This window comes from Paucibacter sp. XJ19-41 (assembly GCF_028462495.1).
GTDB lineage: Bacteria > Pseudomonadota > Gammaproteobacteria > Burkholderiales > Burkholderiaceae_C > Roseateles_E.
In genome coordinates this window covers 1-15,645 of sequence record NZ_JAQOWX010000024.1, presented here as the reverse complement: position 1 = coordinate 15,645, position 15,645 = coordinate 1, and the positions used below count along the sequence as shown (strand labels likewise).

Here is a 15,645-nt window from a genome sequence, read left to right as displayed (position 1 = left end):
TACGACTGAAGGGGGCCCTCGAAAGGGGGAGTCCCAGCGACAAGGACGACCACAAAGCAAAAAGCCAACCCTGGTGGGTTGGCTTTTGCATGATTCACCAGGTGAATCTTGGAGGAGAGGGGGGGATTCGAACCCCCGAGACGTTTCCGTCCGCCTGATTTCGAGTCAGGTACATTCAACCACTCTGCCACCTCTCCGAATTCTGGTGTCCCAGCAAGCTTGTCTTGCTGCGAGTTGAGCCCGCTAGTATAGCGGACTTTTTTCGGTTTCCAAGTCTTTGCTGGCTTTTCAGCCGCGCAAGACCTCGGCACCGCCCAGATAGGGGCGCAACACCTCGGGCACCGTGATGCTGCCGTCGGCGTTCTGATAGTTCTCCAGCACGGCCACCAGGGTGCGGCCGACCGCCAGACCGGAGCCATTGAGCGTGTGCACCAGCTCGTTCTTGCCCTGGGCGTTCTTGAAGCGGGCCTGCATGCGACGGGCCTGGAAGCCTTCGCAGTTCGAGCAGGAGCTGATCTCGCGGTAGGTGTTCTGTGCCGGCACCCAGACCTCGAGGTCGTAGGTCTTGGTCGAGCCGAAGCCCATATCACCGGTGCACAGCGTCAGCACGCGATAGGGCAGGCCCAGCTTCTGCAGGATGGCCTCGGCGTGGCCGACCATCTCCTCCAGCGCCTCATAGCTCTTGTCCGGATGGGTGATCTGCACCATCTCGACCTTGTCGAACTGATGCTGGCGGATCAGGCCGCGGGTGTCACGGCCGGCACTGCCCGCTTCCGAACGGAAGCAGGGGCTGTGGGCGGTCAGCTTGATCGGCAGCGCGGCCTCATCCAGCACCTGCTCGCGCACGGTATTGGTCAGCGAGATTTCCGAGGTCGAGATCAGGTACTGCTCGGCCGCCTCCTCGTCACCGCCACGCAGCACCCAGAACATGTCTTCCTTGAACTTGGGCAGCTGGCCCGTGCCTTCCAGCACCTCGCGGTTGACGATGTAAGGCGTGTAGCACTCGGTGTAGCCGTGTGCCTCGGTCTGCGTGTCCAGCATAAACTGCGCCAGCGCCCGGTGCAGCTTGGCGACCTTGCCGCGCATAAAGGTGAAGCGCGAGCCGCTGAGCTTGGCCCCTAGCTCGAAGTCCAGGCCCAGGGCCGCGCCCAGGTCCACATGGTCCTTGAGCTCGAAGTCGAAGGTCCGGGGACTGCCCCAGCGGCGCACTTCCACATTGCCGCTCTCGTCAGCCCCGACCGGCACGCTCTCATGCGGCAGATTGGGCACGCTCATCAGCATGGTGTTGAGTTCCTGCTGGATCGCGTCCAGGCGCTCGGCGCCGGCCTTGAGCTCATCGCCAATGCCGCCGACCTCGGCCATCACGGCCGAGGCGTCTTCACCCTTGCCCTTGAGCATGCCGATCTGCTTGGACAGGCTGTTGCGACGGGCCTGCAGTTCCTCAGTGCGCATCTGCACGCTGCGGCGCGAGGTCTCCAGCGCCTGATAGCGCTCGACATCGAGAAAGGCTTGCGGGCTCTTGCGGGTGTTCAGGCGCGCGACCACGGCGTCGAGGTCTTTGCGCAGCAGGGTGATGTCCAGCATGGGGGTGTCCTTGGTGTTCGTTCGATTCTATGAAAGCAAAACGGCGCCTCGTGCAGGCGCCGCGTCATGCGATAGGCGCCCGCTTCAAGATCGGGAGGAACTGTGCTCGGCCATCGACTTGTCGCCCAGGCCCAGCGGCAGCGGGAAGCGCACATGCTCCTCGACGCCGGGCAGGCTGCGCACCGCAGTGGCGCCCAGCGCTCGCAGGCGCGTGATCACCGCCTGCACCAGCACATCGGGGGCCGAGGCGCCGGCCGTCAGGCCCACACGCGAGCGGCCTTCCAGCCACTCGAGCCGCAGATCCTCGGCCGCATCGACCATATAGCCGGGCGTGCCCAGGCGCTCGGACAGCTCGCGCAGGCGGTTGCTGTTGGAGCTGGTCGGGCTGCCGACCACGATCACCACATCGACCTGGGGCGCCAGCACCTTGACAGCATCCTGGCGGTTCTGCGTGGCGTAGCAGATGTCCTGCTGCTTGGGCTCGCGCACCTGCGGAAAGTGCCGCTTGACCGCCGCCAGGATCTCGGCGGCATCGTCGACGCTCAAGGTGGTCTGGGTCACGACCGCCAGCTTGGCGGGGTCCTTGACACGCACATGGGCCACGTCACCGACCTCCTCGACCAGATAGATGCCGTCGCTGAGTTGGCCCATCGTGCCCTCGACCTCGGGGTGTCCCTTGTGGCCGATCATGATGAACTCATAGCCCTCGCGATGCAGCTTGGCCACCTCGACATGGACCTTGGTCACCAGCGGACAGGTCGCGTCAAAGACCTGGAAGCCGCGCTGGGCTGCCTCCTGGCGTACCGCCTGGCTGACACCGTGGGCGCTGAACACCAGGGTGGCACCGGGCGGCACCTCGGCCAAGTCCTCGATGAAGATCGCGCCGCGCGCCTTCAGGTCGTTGACCACATAGGTGTTGTGCACGAGCTCGTGGCGCACATAGATCGGCGAGCCGAACTTGACGTGCGCGCGCTCGACGATCTCGATGGCCCGATCGACACCGGCACAGAAGCCGCGCGGTTCGGCCAGGATGACTTCTTGGGGTTCGATCGGGCTCATCACAGCACTCCGATCACATGGACTTCGAAGCTCACCGGCTGGCCGGCCAGCGGGTGGTTGAAGTCGAACAGCAGCCAGTCCTCGCCCAGCTCGCGCACCACGCCGCCATAGCCGCCCCGGCCGTCGGGCGTCGGGAACTGCACCACGTCGCCGATGCTGTACTCCTCGTCCGGATCACCGAGCTCGCGCATCAGGCTGCGCTTGATGCGCTGCAGCAGCTCCGGATTGCGTTCGCCAAAAGCCTCGCCCGGCGCCAGCTCGAACTGGGTGCGCGTGCCTTCGGGCAGGCCGATCAGGCGCGCCTCGATGGCCGGCGCGAGCTCGCCGGTCCCCAGCGACAAGGTGGCGGGCTTGTCGTCAAAGGTATTGATCAGGTCGCCGCCATCGGGCCCTGCGAGTCGGTAATGCAGGGTCAGAAAGGATCCGGCTTGGATAAGGTTCATGGCACTTTGTTCGATAGACTCGCCGGATTTTAAGGCCCCGCGCCCCTGCCCTGCCCGCCATGCCGCTCAATCACCTGCCGCCCGACGCGCGCCCGCGCGAAAAGTTGCTCGCGCGCGGCCCCCAGGCGCTGGCCGATGCCGAGTTGCTGGCCCTGCTCTTGCGGACTGGCATCCAGGGCCTGCCGGTGCTGCAGCTGGCGCAGCAGCTGCTCGACGACTTCGGTGGCTTCAGCGGGCTCTTGCATGCCGGCGTGGCCGATCTGGCGTGCGTCAAGGGCCTGGGCCCGGCCAAGCGCGCCGAGATTGCTGCCGTGCTGGAGATCGCGCGCCGTTCGCTGCTGCAGGAACTGGCGCAGCGGCCGGTGTTCGACGCCCCCGAGGCCGTCAAGCACTACCTGCGACTCAAGCTCGCGCCCCTGGGCCATGAGGTCTTCGCGGTGCTGTTTCTCGACGCCCAGCACCGCCTGATCGCGATGGAGGAAATGTTCCGGGGCAGCCTGACCCAGACCAGCGTCTACCCGCGCGAGGTCGTCAAGCGCGGCCTGGAGCTGGGCGCGGCCGCCGTGATCCTGGCCCACAACCACCCCTCCGGCGTGGCCGAGCCCTCGCGGGCCGACGAGCTGATGACCCAGGGGCTGAAGTCGGCGCTGGCGCTGCTGGACATGCGGGTGCTGGACCATTTCGTGGTGGGCAGCGCCGAGGTGATCTCGATGGCCGAGCGGGGCTTGCTGTGATGAATGGCAAGTCGCTGCGCAGCCTGCAGGATCTCAAAAGCCTGCAGCAAGAGCTGGCGCTGGCGCGTCGGCTGGCCGAGGAGCGCGCCGAACGGGCGGCCGCGCAGGCGCGGTTGCTGGACCAGGAGCGGCGCATCTTCGAGCTGACGGTCGGCGATGTCATCGCGCTCAAGCCGACGCAGCAGCGGGTGCTGCACGAGCGCCGCCCCCCTGCCCCGGAGCCGCTGCAGCGCGAGGCCGACGAGCGGCTGGCGCTGCAGCAGGCGCTGTCGGACGATTTCGATGTCGACACCCTGCTGGAGACCGACGAGACCCTGTCCTTTCGCCGCCCCGAGATCAGTGCCGAGGTGGTGCGCAAGCTGCGCCGCGGCCACTGGGCCCTGCAGGCGCAGATCGATCTGCATGGCCTGCGCCGCGATCAGGCGCGCGAGGCCCTGGGCGGCTTTGTGCACGAGAGCGCGCGGCGCGGCCTGCGCTGCGTGCGTGTCGTCCACGGCAAGGGTAATGGCTCGCCGGGCCGCGAGCCGGTGCTGAAGGCCAAGGTCAGGCGCTGGCTGGTGCAGAAGCAGGAGGTGCTGGCCTTTGTGCAGGCGCGGGCCAGCGATGGCGGCAGCGGGGCGCTGATGGTGCTGCTGCAACAGGCCGGCTGATCAGAAGCCGATCAGATATTGCGCATCCAGTCGGCGGTGCCCATGAACGACTCGGTCAGGCGCTGCTGCAAGGCAGGATCGAGCTCGCACTCGGCCATCGCCTGCGCCATGCAGGCCACCCATTGGTCGCGCTCGGCGATGCCGATCTTGAAGGGCATGTGGCGGGCGCGCAGGCGCGGGTGACCGAAGCGCTCGATGTAGTGGTCGGGCCCACCCAGCCAGCCGCACAGAAACCAGAACAGCTTGTCGCGCGCGCTGTCCAGGCCGCCCGGATGCGCGGCGCGCAGCTGGGCATAGCCGGGCTCCAGGTCCATCAGGTCGTAGAAGCGGTCGACCAGGCGGCGCACCGCCGCCTCGCCGCCGACCCACGCGAAGGCCGTGGCCGGGGTGTTGTCGGAGTCCATCACGCCCTCAGCCGAGCAGTTTCAGCGCCAGTGCCTTGATGCCCTGGGCCGCCTCGCTGCCCGGGAAATGCTCGAGCAACAGCTGGCGCTTGAGCACCGCCTGGCGCACCGAGACATCGTTCCTGACCTCGCCCTGCAGCTCCAGCTTGAAACTCTGGCCGGGGATGGCGGCGACAAAGCGTTGCAGCACCTGCTGCAGCTGGCCGCAAATCATCTTGCCCTCGCCGGCACGCGAGGCCTGGTTGACGACCAGGCCCACATGGCGGCGGTCCTGCTGGGTGGCCAGCACCTTGATGGTGGCGTAGGCGTCGGTCAGCGAGGTCGGCTCGGGCGTCGCCACCACCAGCACATCGCTGGCCAGCGAGACCGCAAACAGCACCACATCCGAGATGCCGGCGCCGGTATCCAGCAGCACCCCGTCGAAGCGCGGCTTGACCAGCTCGACGATGGGGAGGAGCTTGTCGCGCACCTCGGGCGTCAGCCGCGAGTACTCGACCATGCCCGAGCCGGCCAGCAGCACCGAGAAGCCGCCGGGCGCCGGCAGGATGGCCTGGTCCAGCGTGGCCTTGTCGGTGAAGACGTCGTGCAGGGTCAGCTTGGGGTGCAGGTTCAGCACCACATCCAGATTGGCCAGGCCCAGGTCGGCGTCCAGCACCAGCACCTTCTGGCCGCGGGCGGCCAGCGCGGCGGCCAGATTGGCCGTGACGAATGTCTTGCCCACGCCTCCCTTGCCGCTGGTGACGGCCAGCGTGCGGGCACCCGGGCGCAGCCTGGCGCCGGACGGGTTTGCAGCAGGTGTTGTTGTATTCATTCACTATCCTGTTGCGTTACAGCGAACAACATGCCTTTTTCCTCGGCACTGACCAGGGAGTCGGTTTGCGGCTCCAGGCAGGCGCGGTTGCGGCCTTCGGCCTTGGCCCGGTAGAGCTGGCGATCGGCCCGCTCTATCCACAGCAGGGACGAGGAACGCACCCATTGCGGTGCAAAAGCACCGCCTAGGCTGACCGTGACCTGCAGCATCTGGCCCGTTGCCACCTCGACTTTCTGCTCGGCCACGCGCTCGCGCAGCCGCTCGGCCACAGTCGCGCCATAGGTGCTGGGGCAGTTGGGCAAGATGATGGCGAACTCTTCGCCGCCGACCCGTGCCACCGTGTCCATCGGCCGCACCGTCTGCGCGATGCTGCGCGCTACCGCCTGTATCACCATATCGCCGGCCACATGGCCGTAGCTGTCGTTGACGGCCTTGAAATGATCGATATCCACCATCAGCAGCAACGCAGGCTCGCCCGAGCGCGCAACCCGATCGACCTCGCGCGACAGCGACATCTCGAAGCTGCGGCGGTTGACCAGGCCGGTCAGCGCATCCTTGCTGGAGAGATCGCACAGCGCGTCCAGCAGGCCTTGCAACCATTCGGCGCTGTAGGGCTCGGCCTCGGGCAGCAAAGCGCCGGCCTGCTGCAGCAGCTGCAAGGCCAGGTCAAGCTGCAGATCGCGAGCATCGATCAGCGAAGGGGGGTGTAGGCTTGAGTCCAAGAGGCTCCCGAAGGTGTGGCGGCAGTCTAGCAGGGGGGTTATCCCGAAGAGGGGCGGAAATAGTGAGGGGTTCACCCGGCTGTTCACACTATCTTGGGCACTGGCCACCACAGACACTGGCGGCGGATGCAAAATCAATCCAGCGTGCGCGGTGCGCACAAAACCAATGACAACCATGGCCGCTTCACCCAATAACGCCTCATCCACCGAAGCCATCGACCATGAGTTCAATTTCAGCCGCGCTGACTTTGACCGGGTGCGCCCGCTGAGCTATAAACACGCCGGCATCAGCCTGCACGACGGCATGCATGCAATGGTTTACAGCCGGCTCTCGCGCCGGCTGCGCGACACCGGCCACCGCAGCTTCGCCAGCTATCTGCAGTGGCTGGAGGCGGCCACCGGCCCGCAGGCGGACCAGGAATGGCAGGAGTTCGTCAACTGCCTGACCACCAACCTGACCTCCTTTTTCCGCGAAGACCATCACTTCCATGCGCTGGCCGAGGACCTGAAGCCACTGGCCGGCAAGCCGCTGCGCATCTGGTGCTGCGCCGCCTCGACCGGCGAGGAGCCTTACTCGATCGCAATCAGCTGCAGCGAAGCGCTTGGCAGCAGTGCCTCGGTGCAGATCGTTGCCAGCGACATCGACACCAATGTGCTGAACACCGCGCGGCGCGGCGTCTATACCGCCGACGCCCGCGGCCTGTCGCCGCAGCGCCTGAAGAACTTCTTCATGCGCGGCACCGGCGCCAACGAGGGCCGCATCCGCGTCAAGCCCGAGTTGCAGAAATGGATAGAGTTCCGCAGCCTGAACCTGATGGACCAGCAATGGTCGCTGGGCGACCCCTTCCAGATCGTGTTCTGCCGCAATGTGATGATTTATTTCGATGCGCCCACGCAGCGCAAGGTGCTGGAGCGCATCCACCGGGTCATGAAACCCCATGGCCTGCTGTTCGTCGGCCATTCGGAGAATTTCACCGAGTCGCGCGATCTGTTCCGGCTGCGCGGCAAGACGATCTACGAAAAGGTCTGAGCGCGCGCCGCTCAAGAACTCCCCACCCTGGCCGATAAAGAATGATGAGCACGCCCCAGACCCAAGCCGGCAACGCCGGTGTGATCTCCAGCGGTGCAGGCGCGGCGCGCGTGGCGCAACTGAAGGCGCAGACGCGCAAGCAGGGCGAAGCCTCGTTCTTCTTCTACGACGCCCACTTCAAGAATGCGGCGGTCAAGATCCTGCCCGGCGAGTATTTCGTCGACAACGAAGACATCCTGGTGATGACCACGCTGGGCTCCTGCATCGCCGCCTGTCTGTGGGACCGGCATGCGATGGTCGGCGGCATGAACCACTTCATGCTGCCCGAGGGCGCCGGCGACTCGGGCCGCTACGGCTCGTTCGCGATGGAGTTGCTGATCAACGAGATGATGAAGCGCGGTGCAGCCAAGAGTCGGATGGAAGCCAAGATCTTTGGTGGCGGCGCGGTGATTGCCGGCATGAACACCATCAATGTCGGCGAGCGCAACACCAATTTCGTGATCGACTATCTGAAGACCGAGCGCATCCCCATCGTCTCCAAGGACGTGTTGGACGTCTATCCGCGCAAGGTCTGCTTCCTGCCGCACAGCGGCAAGGCCATGGTCAAGCGCCTGGCCCCCACCAATACCGATGCGCTGGTCCAGCAGGACCGCGCCGCCGCCCAGAAGGCTCAGCCGGTGGTCGCCACGGGCGGCTCCGTCGATCTGTTCTGAGCTCGCGACCCCGAGGAGAAGTAAATGGCCAAGACCAAAGTGGTGGTGGTGGATGATTCGGCGCTGGTGCGCTCCATCCTCACCGAGATCATCAATCGCCAGTCCGATATGGAGTGCATCGGCGCCGCCGCCGACCCGCTGGTGGCGCGCGAGATGATACGTAACCTGAACCCGGACGTCATCACGCTCGATGTCGAGATGCCCAAGATGGACGGGCTCGACTTCCTGCAGCGGCTGATGCGCTTGCGGCCGATGCCGGTCGTGATGGTGTCGACGCTGACCGAGCGCGGCGCCGAGGTCACGATGAAGGCGCTGGAGCTGGGGGCGGTGGACTTTGTCGCCAAGCCAAAAATCGGTGTGGCCGACGGCATCCGCCAGCTGGCCGACGACATCACCGACAAGATACGCATCGCGTCCAAGGCCCATATCCGTCGGGCACCGGCCGCCGCCGCGCCGACGGCCGGTGGCGCGCCGGCGGCGCCGGCCAAGCCGGTGACGATGGCCAGCCTGGGCCGCATGTCGACCGAGAAGATCATCTTCATCGGCGCCTCCACCGGCGGCACCGAGGCGACCAAGGACGTCTTGATCAATCTGCCGGCCGACTGCCCAGCCGTCGTGATCACCCAGCACATGCCGCCGGGCTTCACCAAGAGCTATGCGGCGCGGCTGGACGGCCTGTGCCGCATCCGCGTCAAGGAAGCGCAGGACGGCGAGCGCATCCTGCCCGGCCACGGCTATATCGCGCCGGGCGGCTTCCATCTGAGCGTCGAGCGCTCGGGCGCCAACTACATCGCCCGCGTGCAGGACGGCGAGCCGGTGAACCGCCACAAGCCCTCGGTCGAGGTGCTGTTCCATTCGGCGGCCCGCGTGGTCGGGCCGAACGCGCTGGGCGTGATGCTGACCGGCATGGGCGCCGACGGTGCCAAGGCGATGAAGGTCATGAAGGACGCCGGCTCCTACAACTTCGTGCAGGACGAGGCCACCTGCGTGGTGTTCGGCATGCCGCGCGAGGCGATCGCCGCCGGCGCGGCCGACGAGGTGCTGCCGCTGCAGCAGATCGCACCGCGCCTGATCGAGCGCCTGCGCAGCACCTCGGGCATGTCGCTGAACCGGGTTTGACCGGCGCTGCGCTCAGGCGTCGAGAAACAGCGACTGCAGATCGCTCAGGAAGTCAAAGCCGCGCGCGGTCGGCGTCAGCCGTGCCGGGTCGGCTTCGAGCAGGCCCTTGGCACGCGCCTGCTCCAGCGCCTTGGCGATGCTGGACGGCGGCAAGCCGGTGCGCTCCAGGTACTGCGTCAGCGGCACGCCCTCGCGCAGGCGCAGCGCATTGAGCATGAACTCGAAGGGCAGCTCGCGGCGGCCGACCTCGTTTTCATTCGATACCGCCTGGCCCTCGGCGGCCTTGGCCATATAGGCGGCCGGCTCGCGCCAGCGCACCTGGCGCAGCACGCGGTGCGGGAAGCTCAGCTTGCTGTGCGCGCCGGCACCTATGCCCAGATAGTCGCCGAACTGCCAGTAGTTCAGGTTGTGGGCGCAGCGGTGCGTCGGCTTGGCATAGGCCGAAACCTCGTAGCGCTCCATGCCCAGCGCGCCGGTGCGTGCGGTGATCAGGTCCAGCATCTCGCTGGCCAGATCGGGGTCGGGCAGCTGCTCGGGCGGCCGCGTCGCGAACACCGTGTTCGGCTCTATCGTCAGGTGATAGACCGACAGATGTGGCGGCGCATAGGCCAGCGCGGTATCGAGTTCGAGCGCCAGCTCGTCCAGGCTCTGGCCCGGCAGCGCATACATCAGATCGATATTGAAGGTCTCGAAGCAGTCGGCCGCCTCGGCAATCGCGGCCTTGGCCTGGTCGGCGTTGTGCACGCGGCCCAGGGCCTTCAGCTTGGCATCGTCAAAGCTCTGCACGCCGATCGACAGCCGCGTCACGCCGGCCTCGCGAAAGCCCTTGAAGCGGTCACGCTCGAAGGTGCCCGGGTTGGCCTCCAAGGTGATCTCGCAGCCGGGCTCCAGCGGCAGGCGGGCGCGCAGGTCCGAGATCAACTCGGCAATCTGCTCCGGCGCGAACAGGCTGGGCGTGCCGCCGCCGATGAAGATGCTGACGACCGGGCGGCCCCAGATCAGCGGCAGCGCCGCCTCGAGATCGGCGCGCAGGGCCGCCAGGTACTCGCGTGCCGTCTCGGCCGGCAGTTCCTTGCCGCCCTGCCATTCATGCGAGTTGAAATCGCAGTAAGGGCATTTGCGCAGGCACCAGGGCAGGTGCACATAGAGCGACAGCGGCGGCAAGGCGGCCAGGCTCAGGGTGCCAGGGCGCATCAGCTTGATCACATCAGCCATCGCGTCAGCCCAGGTGCCAGCTCTCGCGCATCTGCGTCGCCAGATCGGCGGCGGCCAGGGCCCGGTGGCTCAGCGCGTTCTTCTCCGCCGCGCTGAGCTGTGCGACGCTGCGGCCCAGCGAGGGGATGAAGAGCAGCGGGTCATAGCCGAAACCGCCCTCGCCGCTCAAGGCCGGCAAGACCTGACCCTGCCAACGCCCCATCGCGATCAGCGGCTCGGGATCCTGCGCCGAGCGCACCGCCACCAGCGCGCAGACAAAACGGGCCGCGCGCTGCTCGACGCCGGCCAGCTGCTCCAGCAGCACGGCATTGTTCTCGGCATCGCTCTTGGGTCGGCCGAACAGCGTCGCATAGCGGGCCGACAGCACGCCCGGCGCGCCACCCAGAGCCTCGACCGCCAGGCCCGAGTCGTCGGCCAGGGCCGGCAGGCCGCTGAGATTGGCCGCATGGCGGGCCTTGGTCAGCGCGTTCTCGACGAAGCTGTCGAAGGGCTCATCGGCCTCGGGGATGCCCAGGCTGCCCTGCGTGACGAGTTCGACGCCCAGCGGCGCGAACAGCGCCTGCAGCTCGGCGAGCTTCTTGGCGTTGTTGGACGCCAGCACGATCGTCTTCATGCCGCCAGCGCCGCCTTCTGTGCGGCCAGCAGCTCGCGGATGCCCTTCTCGGCCAGGTCGAGCAAGGCGTTCATCTCGGCGCGGGTGAAGGCCACGCCCTCGGCCGTGCCCTGCAGCTCGACAAAGCCGCCAGCCCCGGTCATCACCACATTCATATCGGTGTCGCAGCTCGAATCCTCGGTGTACTCGAGGTCCAGCAGCGGCCGGCCCTCCAGCATGCCCACCGAGATTGCGGCCACCGCGTCCTTGATGGGCGAGGTGCTGATCTTGCCCTGGCCGATCAACCAACTGACCGCGTCATGGGCGGCCACATAGGCGCCGGTGATCGCGGCGGTGCGGGTGCCGCCATCGGCCTGGATCACATCGCAGTCCAGCGAGATGGTGCGCTCGCCCAGCAGCTTCAGGTCGAACACGCAGCGCAGCGAGCGGCCGATCAGGCGCTGGATCTCCTGGGTGCGGCCGCTTTGCTTGCCGCGCGCGGCCTCGCGGTCGCCACGGCTATGGGTGGCGCGCGGCAGCATGCCGTACTCGGCGGTGACCCAGCCCTCGCCGGAGCCGCGCTTGTGCGACGGCACTTTTTCCTCGACCGAGGCGGTGCACAGCACCTTGGTCTCGCCGAACTCGACCAGCACCGAGCCCTCGGCATAGCGGGTGTAGTGGCGCGTCAGGCGCACGGGGCGCAGCGCATCGGCCGCGCGTCCGGCGGAGCGCGGCGCGTCGTTGATCTTGCTCATCGAAAATCCTTCAGGTTCTACTTTTGCTTGGAGGCGCTGCGCTGCCGGGCCTGGGCAATGGCCTCGTTGATCTCGCGCACCGATCGGTCGATCTCGGCCTCGTCCAGCTCGCCGCTCTTGCGCTCCTGCGCCTGGAGGGCGGCGGCCGCAGCCTGTATTGTCGAGGCGAAGCCCTCATCGCCGAGGTCCTGGGTGGAGATGGCGCCCTCGGGCTCATCCTCGCCCTCCCATTCGACGGCCAGCGCGGTGACATTGTCGCAGCGCGGCCCGCCATTGCGCAGCGCCTGCTCGACCAGCTCCGGCACCGCATCGGCAATCGGCAGTGCGGCCAGCTGCGTCACCAGCTCCGGGTCGCCCACCGTGCCCCACAGACCGTCGGAGCACAGCAGCAGCCTGTCCCCCGGCTCCAGCGCCAGCGGCCCGCTGATGTCCACCATCGGCTTGCCCGGGCTGCCCAGGCAGGTGAACAGCACATTGCGATTGAAGCGCTCGGCCCCGCTCGCGCTGCGGCCCAGCGCCTCCTGCAGCTCGGAATAGGAGTGGTCGCGGGTACGGGCGATCAGATGGCCGGCGCGCACCATATAGAGCCGCGAGTCGCCGCAATGGGCCCAGAACACATAGCCCCCCTGCAGCACGCAGGCGACCACGGTGGTGCGCGGCGTGTCGCCCAGGTTCTTGTCGGTGCCGTAGCGCAGCAGGGTCTGATGCGCGATCAGCACCGCGTCTTGCAGAAAGCGCGCCGGGTCGGCCAGGGTCGGCTTGGCATCGCGCTGGAACATCGCCGCCAAGGTCTGCAAGGTGATCTGCGCGGCCACCTCGCCCTCGGGGTGGCCACCCATGCCGTCGGCCAGCGCGAACAGGCCGGCCTCGCGGGTGTAGCAGTAACCCATGCGGTCTTCGTTCTTCTCCCGGCCCCCGCGTCGGCTGACCTGGTAGATGCCGAATTTCACGCCTTCGCCCCGGTCTTGAGATTCTCGAGCTGCAGCTTCAAGCGTTCGCTGAAGCTCAGCTTGGTGTAGCGCCTCTCGGTCTCACGGGCCAGTTCCTTTTGCAGCGCGAACACGCTTTGCGGCCGCGACAAGGGGTCCAGCGACATGCACCACTCCGTCACCTCGATCAGGTTGTCGGAATAGACATTGCGCAAGCGCGACAGGCTCAGCGCCAGCCGGTCCTTCTCCAGGCGCTGCGGCGCATCGTTGGGCGGATAGCCCTGCATGCCGGCGTAAATGCAGGCACCGATCGCGTAGATGTCGGTCCAGGGGCCCAAGGAGCCATCGCGGCGGTACATCTCGGGCGCGGCGAAGCCGGGCGTGTACATGGGCCGGATGAAATTGCCTTCCTTGCTCAGCACCTCTCGCGCGGCGCCAAAGTCCAAGAGCACGGCCTTGTTGTCATTGGTGATGAAGATATTGGCCGGCTTGATGTCCAGGTGCAGCATCTTGTGCTGATGGACGATGCGCAGGCCGCGCAGGATCTCGTCGTAGAGGCTGCGGATGGTTGACTCGCGGAACACCTTGTCGCGCTTGAGGTCGCGGGCGGTGACGATGAAATCCTGCAAAGTGTCGCCCTGCAGATAGTTCATCACCATATAGACGGTTTCGTTCTCGCGCAGGAAGTTCAGCACCGAGACCACGCTGGGATGCGAGATCTGCGCCAGCGAGCGGCCTTCCTCGAAGAAGCTGCGCAAGCCGAGTCGGTACAGCGGCTGCTTCTCGGGCTTGACGCGCGGCGTCAGTTCTCCGGGCGAGCGCTCGGCCAGGCTGGAAGGCAGGTATTCCTTCAGGGCAACGAGGTGGTGCTCGGGGTCTTCGGCCAGATAAACAACACCGAATCCGCCTGCTGCCAGCTTCTTGATGATCTGGTAGCCCCCTACCACCGTACCCGCAGGCAAGGGCGCCGGTTTCGGCTTTGACATAATCGCGTTTTGATTGCTACACCGATTGCGAGATGCCAGTCTACAGCATGACGGGTTATGCCAGCGCCAGCTCGCAACCCTCTTCCCACAGTGAAACCGGCACTCAAACCGGCGCGAGCGTGACGGTTGAACTCCGATCGGTCAATGGGCGTTTTCTCGACCTTGGCTTTCGCATGCCCGAGGATTTGCGCGGCCTGGAGCCGGCGCTGCGCGAGCTGCTGACCGCAGGATTGAAGCGCGGCAAGGTCGAGATGCGCATCAACACCCAGCGCGAGGGTGACAACACCTGGCCCCAACCCCAGCCCGAGCAGCTCAACCGGCTGGCCCGCCTGGAGTCCACCGTGCAGGGCTGGCTGCCCAAGGCCCAAGGGCTGTCGGTGCACGAGATCATGCAATGGTGCAAGGGCGGCGGCGTCACCGAAAAACTGGACGAGGCCACCTTGGAGGCCGCGCGCCGCTGCGTGTCAGGTCTTGCCGAGGCGCGCGAGCGCGAGGGCGAGAAGCTGGTTGCCATCCTGATGGAGCGCATCGGCCGGCTGCGCGAACTGGCCACCCAGGCCGAGCCGCTGGTGCCGGCCGTGGTGCAACGCCAGCAGCAGCGCTTTCTGGAGCGCTGGCAGGAGGCCCTGGTCGCGACCGGTGCGGGCCAGAGCATCCCGGAAGACGCGCTGCGCGAGCGCGCCCTCAACGAGGCTGCCGCCTACGCGATCCGCATCGACGTGGCCGAGGAACTGGCCCGCCTGCGCGCCCATCTGGAAGAGATCGCACGGCTGCTGAAAAAAGGCGGCGAGATCGGCAAGCGGCTTGACTTCCTGATACAGGAGTTACATCGCGAAGCCAACACCCTGGGCTCGAAATCCGCCGCGCTGGAGCTGACCAATGTCTCGGTCGAGATGAAGGTGGCGATCGAGCAGATGCGCGAGCAGGTTCAAAACATTGAATAAGCAGGCTGATATGGAATACCCCGGCAATCTCTTCGTCGTCGCCGCGCCCAGCGGCGCCGGCAAATCCAGCCTGGTCAAGGCCTTGCTTGAACTCGATGCCAAGCTGGCCGTCTCGATCTCGCACACCTCGCGCGCGCCGCGCGGCCAGGAGCAGCATGGCCGCGAGTACTGGTTCATCACGCCCGAGGAGTTCCGCGCCAAGGTCGAGCACGGCGACTTCTTCGAGTGGGCCGAGGTGCATGGCAATCTCTACGGCACCTCGCGCGCCGCGATCGAGGCGCGCATGGCGGCCGGCGATGATGTCGTGCTGGAGATCGACTTCCAGGGTGCGCTGCAGATCAAGCAGCTGTTCCCCTATGCGGTGCTGGTCTTCATCCTGCCGCCGTCCTGGGAGGAATTGCAGCAACGCCTGAATCGCCGTGGCGACACCGAGGCCGCCGTGATCGAGCGGCGCATGGCCAATGCGCGCATCGAGGTGGCTCAGGCGCACCGCTTCGATTTCGTCGTCGTCAACGCAGTGTTTGACACCGCTGTTTTCGACCTGAAAGCTATCGTCCACGCACAAAGGTTAAAATACGCTGCTCAGCGCCGGAATCGCTCCGCCGTCTTCCGCGCTCTTGATCTTCCCTGAACCACCCGTACTGGAAACAAAATGGCCCGCATCACTGTCGAAGACTGTCTGACCAAGATCCCGAACCGCTTCCAGTTGGTGCTTGCCGCAACCTATCGCGCCCGCATGCTGAGCCAGGGCCACACGCCCAAGATCGAGAGCAAGAACAAGCCCGGCGTGACCGCGCTGCGCGAGATCGCCGCCGGCGAAGTGGGCATCGAGATGCTGCGCAAGGTGCCGGTCTAAGCCCTCGCTGCACCCGCAAAAAGGCGCCTCAGCAGTCCGTGTCAATACTCTGACGCTAAGCTGAAGGCCTGAAGACAATGCCCTGCAACGCAAGTTGCA

Annotated in this window: 19 protein-coding genes and 1 tRNA gene; 8 read left to right on the top strand and 12 right to left on the bottom strand. The window is 66.4% G+C overall.

Going from position 1 to position 15,645, the window contains the following annotated elements:
* Window positions 1-109: 109 nt before the first annotated feature.
* The 4 genes from PO768_RS08650 to PO768_RS08635 all read right to left on the bottom strand — a co-directional run bounded on the left by PO768_RS08650 (window position 110) and on the right by PO768_RS08635 (window position 3,086).
* A tRNA-Ser gene (locus tag PO768_RS08650) sits at window positions 110-197 on the bottom strand.
* Window positions 198-288: 91 nt separating this feature from the next.
* Window positions 289-1,584: a serine--tRNA ligase gene (gene serS, locus PO768_RS08645; protein WP_272645730.1), complete on the bottom strand. Its 1,296-nt coding sequence runs from the start codon at window positions 1,582-1,584 to the stop codon at window positions 289-291.
* 84 nt (window positions 1,585-1,668) lie between these two features.
* A complete protein-coding gene (gene ispH / locus PO768_RS08640; RefSeq protein WP_272645729.1) occupies window positions 1,669-2,643 on the bottom strand; it encodes a 4-hydroxy-3-methylbut-2-enyl diphosphate reductase in 975 nt (324 codons plus the stop codon).
* A complete protein-coding gene (locus PO768_RS08635) occupies window positions 2,643-3,086 on the bottom strand; it encodes an FKBP-type peptidyl-prolyl cis-trans isomerase (protein WP_137942263.1) in 444 nt (147 codons plus the stop codon). Before PO768_RS08635 ends, ispH begins: the two co-directional genes overlap by 1 nt.
* A gap of 59 nt (window positions 3,087-3,145) precedes the next feature.
* On the opposite strand from PO768_RS08635, the gene radC reads away from it, so the two are divergent.
* Both radC and PO768_RS08625 read left to right on the top strand, forming a co-directional pair.
* Window positions 3,146-3,820: a RadC family protein gene (gene radC, locus PO768_RS08630; RefSeq protein WP_269840909.1), complete on the top strand. Its 675-nt coding sequence runs from the start codon at window positions 3,146-3,148 to the stop codon at window positions 3,818-3,820.
* The gene (locus PO768_RS08625) at window positions 3,820-4,470 is read left to right on the top strand and encodes a Smr/MutS family protein (RefSeq protein WP_272645728.1); all 651 of its coding nucleotides are present in this window, start codon (window positions 3,820-3,822) and stop codon (window positions 4,468-4,470) included. Before radC ends, PO768_RS08625 begins: the two co-directional genes overlap by 1 nt.
* 11 nt (window positions 4,471-4,481) lie before the next feature.
* On the opposite strand, the gene PO768_RS08620 is transcribed toward PO768_RS08625, so the two are convergent.
* Genes PO768_RS08620 through PO768_RS08610 form a run of 3 tightly spaced genes read right to left on the bottom strand, consistent with a single transcriptional unit; the run spans window position 4,482 to window position 6,407 of the window.
* A complete protein-coding gene (locus tag PO768_RS08620) occupies window positions 4,482-4,874 on the bottom strand; it encodes a group II truncated hemoglobin (protein WP_272645727.1) in 393 nt (130 codons plus the stop codon).
* Between the two features lie 7 nt (window positions 4,875-4,881).
* Complete coding sequence (locus PO768_RS08615) at window positions 4,882-5,685, bottom strand: MinD/ParA family protein (RefSeq protein WP_272645726.1); 804 nt, start codon at window positions 5,683-5,685, stop codon at window positions 4,882-4,884.
* Window positions 5,682-6,407 carry a GGDEF domain-containing protein gene (locus PO768_RS08610; RefSeq protein ID WP_272645725.1) on the bottom strand — a complete coding sequence of 242 codons (726 nt, stop codon included), beginning with the start codon at window positions 6,405-6,407 and terminating at the stop codon, window positions 5,682-5,684. Before PO768_RS08610 ends, PO768_RS08615 begins: the two co-directional genes overlap by 4 nt.
* 166 nt (window positions 6,408-6,573) lie before the next feature.
* Here PO768_RS08610 and PO768_RS08605 point away from each other — a divergent pair, with 166 nt between their 5' ends.
* From PO768_RS08605 to PO768_RS08595, 3 genes are read left to right on the top strand one after another with little or no spacing between them, the layout of a single operon-like run.
* Window positions 6,574-7,437: a CheR family methyltransferase gene (locus PO768_RS08605; RefSeq protein WP_272645724.1), complete on the top strand. Its 864-nt coding sequence runs from the start codon at window positions 6,574-6,576 to the stop codon at window positions 7,435-7,437.
* A 44-nt stretch (window positions 7,438-7,481) separates the two neighbouring features.
* Window positions 7,482-8,150, top strand: a complete 669-nt coding sequence (gene cheD, locus PO768_RS08600) for a chemoreceptor glutamine deamidase CheD (protein WP_262967966.1) — start codon at window positions 7,482-7,484, stop codon at window positions 8,148-8,150.
* 24 nt (window positions 8,151-8,174) lie between these two features.
* Window positions 8,175-9,269: a protein-glutamate methylesterase/protein-glutamine glutaminase gene (locus PO768_RS08595; protein ID WP_137942255.1), complete on the top strand. Its 1,095-nt coding sequence runs from the start codon at window positions 8,175-8,177 to the stop codon at window positions 9,267-9,269.
* Between the two features lie 12 nt (window positions 9,270-9,281).
* On the opposite strand, the gene hemW is transcribed toward PO768_RS08595, so the two are convergent.
* From hemW to PO768_RS08570, 5 genes are read right to left on the bottom strand one after another with little or no spacing between them, the layout of a single operon-like run.
* Window positions 9,282-10,484, bottom strand: a complete 1,203-nt coding sequence (hemW, locus tag PO768_RS08590) for a radical SAM family heme chaperone HemW (protein ID WP_272645723.1) — start codon at window positions 10,482-10,484, stop codon at window positions 9,282-9,284.
* 4 nt (window positions 10,485-10,488) lie between these two features.
* The gene (rdgB, locus tag PO768_RS08585; protein ID WP_272645722.1) at window positions 10,489-11,097 is read right to left on the bottom strand and encodes an RdgB/HAM1 family non-canonical purine NTP pyrophosphatase; all 609 of its coding nucleotides are present in this window, start codon (window positions 11,095-11,097) and stop codon (window positions 10,489-10,491) included.
* Entirely contained in the window at window positions 11,094-11,831 is a 738-nt protein-coding gene (gene rph, locus PO768_RS08580) for a ribonuclease PH (RefSeq protein WP_272645721.1), read from the bottom strand. Before rph ends, rdgB begins: the two co-directional genes overlap by 4 nt.
* A gap of 17 nt (window positions 11,832-11,848) precedes the next feature.
* Window positions 11,849-12,781, bottom strand: coding sequence for a PP2C family protein-serine/threonine phosphatase (locus tag PO768_RS08575; protein ID WP_262967962.1), 933 nt, complete (start codon window positions 12,779-12,781; stop codon window positions 11,849-11,851).
* The gene (locus tag PO768_RS08570; protein ID WP_137942250.1) at window positions 12,778-13,746 is read right to left on the bottom strand and encodes a serine/threonine protein kinase; all 969 of its coding nucleotides are present in this window, start codon (window positions 13,744-13,746) and stop codon (window positions 12,778-12,780) included. The genes PO768_RS08575 and PO768_RS08570 overlap by 4 nt, the downstream gene beginning before the upstream one ends.
* 32 nt (window positions 13,747-13,778) lie before the next feature.
* Here PO768_RS08570 and PO768_RS08565 point away from each other — a divergent pair, with 32 nt between their 5' ends.
* Genes PO768_RS08565 through rpoZ form a run of 3 tightly spaced genes read left to right on the top strand, consistent with a single transcriptional unit; the run spans window position 13,779 to window position 15,546 of the window.
* Window positions 13,779-14,690: a YicC/YloC family endoribonuclease gene (locus tag PO768_RS08565; RefSeq protein ID WP_262967961.1), complete on the top strand. Its 912-nt coding sequence runs from the start codon at window positions 13,779-13,781 to the stop codon at window positions 14,688-14,690.
* A gap of 10 nt (window positions 14,691-14,700) precedes the next feature.
* Window positions 14,701-15,321, top strand: coding sequence for a guanylate kinase (gene gmk / locus PO768_RS08560; RefSeq protein ID WP_137941943.1), 621 nt, complete (start codon window positions 14,701-14,703; stop codon window positions 15,319-15,321).
* Between the two features lie 21 nt (window positions 15,322-15,342).
* The gene (gene rpoZ / locus PO768_RS08555; RefSeq protein WP_124452325.1) at window positions 15,343-15,546 is read left to right on the top strand and encodes a DNA-directed RNA polymerase subunit omega; all 204 of its coding nucleotides are present in this window, start codon (window positions 15,343-15,345) and stop codon (window positions 15,544-15,546) included.
* Window positions 15,547-15,645 lie beyond the last annotated feature (99 nt).